Below are 2,096 nucleotides of genomic sequence, written 5' to 3' on the forward strand. Positions count from 1 at the left end.
GAACGCCCTGAGCGTTGGTCAAAAGCAGAAAGAAACTGGCAGCCAATAGGTGATGTGGAATTAAATCCAGAGCAACACAAAGACGCTGCCTAATTATTTTAGGCGACAACTACCTTGAAAAACGCCGTTATTGTTTTTATTGTAAAATGAATAATTGAAGCCTCCGAAGTGGGGCACGACATTTTCACATGAGAGATCCTTGTTCCACCCGAAGCTACACACATTAAAAGATTTGCAGATCTTATTGTCGCTGCGTTCTGAAAGCTGGGGGCCTTCTTGAATAACTTTCACAGCCTTGCGCTTGTCCTCGACGTCCAGTATTTTTGGCTGAGAGCAATTTTCAGGGCTTGCGTATCGAGTAGTGTCTCAGCCAGCAACTTTTTGAGTTGAGCATTTTCCTCTTCCAGAATGTTAAGACGTCGGGTTTCAGATACATCTAGGCCAGCATACTTTTTACGCCATGTATAAAATGTCGCATCCGAGACCCCATGCTTGCGGCAAAGCTCTCGGGCGGGAATACCAGCTTTCGCTTATTTTAAAATGGCAATGATTTTTTGTTCATTTAATCGCTTTTTCATGTTCATCATCTCCTTGGTTGGATGACTATTACTCAGTGTAGGCTGGACTAGATGACGAAGAGCAGGTCAGAAGTGCTTTTATTTCAAAAATAAACTTAAACAATACTGCATGTAGAGTTACAATGGTGAAATATAGCTAGGGTGAAATATATTAGAGTATGAAATGAATTATGCTGACTTTGAAATTCTGCTAAGCAGAAAAATGCTAAAAGCCATTTCTGAAAAATTGAATTGCTTTAGTATACATTACTTTTCTTACGTAATTTATTCTAAAAAAGAGATGTCATCACATGCAATGATTTCAAACTTTCCAAATGCTTGGTTGGTGAAATATAAGAAAGATAAACTGTACAAAGAAGATCCCATAATTAAGCACGCTAGAAAATCAATAGCGCCTTTCTCATGGTTTGATGAGAACTCCACTAAATTTGAAGATATTAAAAAAGTGGAAGTTGATGCTAGTAAAAAAAAGAATATGGTAACAGGATATACTTTTACTTTGCATGATCACCTCAATAACTTTGCCGCATTGACTGTGTGTGGTATCGAAAATGAGACGGAGTTTCATAACTTAGTTAATGCTTGTGAGGACAAATTACAAATGGTGTTGATTGATATCCATCAACAGGTTGTTGCATTGCTATCACAACAAGTTCAAAGAGATCTGAAACCTATACATATCACTGAACGTGAAAAAGAAGTCTTGCATTGGGCTTGCATGGGAAAAACGTACTCAGAAATATCCATTATCCTTGGTATCAAGCATGTGACAGTAAAGTATCATGTCTCAAATTTGTGTAAAAAGATAAACGCCAGTAACTTCAAACAAGCCATTCGTAGATACACAGAACTAAGCCTAATATAGTTGTGGGCTGATACTATAATCGGTCTGCTTCGCGCTCTGTAACAATTCTATGCTCACTATACTTCCCGCCTTCATTTACTTATTCAACAATAAGAAATCGAACCGATATTGGGTTAATCTGATACGGCATTCTATATTGAGCCAAAGCCTAGATAGTCGTCCCTGAAAAACTCACAACCTATTGAATTTAATGTATTTAGTCGCCCCTGAATAATTCTCAACCCATTGAATATAAAGTATTTTTATAAGATAGTTAATACCTAAATCTCACGATAAATACGCCTTTAGACCTAAAAAGTTGCAGAATGGGTGAGTTTTATGAAGCCTCGTCAGACAAAGATTATACCGCAAAAGGATTTATTCCAACCTCAGCTCGTAGACATCATTAACCTCAATCATCATTTAGTAAGACTGGCTAAGATCATTGATTGGAACTTGTTGGATGACAAATTGGGAGCGCATTTCGCGACGGTCGGTGCCGCTGCGTTACCCACTCGCTTAATGGCAGGGTTACTGTATTTGCAGCGTAAGCGTTCATTCTACGCCGTTATTTCATCCCATCTTTTCGCACTCTAAACTGGACTCCGTTTTCATCTCATCACCGATAACGGAGTCCAACCCATGACCAAACCCTATACCCGTCGTTCTTCTTC

Annotated in this window: 1 protein-coding gene and 2 pseudogenes; 2 read left to right on the forward strand and 1 reads right to left on the reverse strand. The window is 38.7% G+C overall.

Going from position 1 to position 2,096, the window contains the following annotated elements:
- Nucleotides 1–252 precede the first annotated feature (252 nt).
- Nucleotides 253–518, reverse strand: a pseudogene (locus MSP8886_RS22045) (transposase); the annotation flags it as partial.
- Nucleotides 519–741: 223 nt separating this feature from the next.
- On the opposite strand from MSP8886_RS22045, the gene MSP8886_RS21740 reads away from it, so the two are divergent.
- Nucleotides 742–1,443, forward strand: a complete 702-nt coding sequence (locus MSP8886_RS21740) for a helix-turn-helix transcriptional regulator (protein ID WP_067021195.1) — start codon at nucleotides 742–744, stop codon at nucleotides 1,441–1,443.
- Nucleotides 1,444–1,761: 318 nt separating this feature from the next.
- Nucleotides 1,762–1,968, forward strand: a pseudogene (locus MSP8886_RS21745) (transposase); the annotation flags it as partial.
- Nucleotides 1,969–2,096: the final 128 nt, after the last annotated feature.

Source organism: Marinomonas spartinae, from assembly GCF_900089775.1.
Taxonomy (GTDB): Bacteria; Pseudomonadota; Gammaproteobacteria; order Pseudomonadales; family Marinomonadaceae; genus Marinomonas; species Marinomonas spartinae.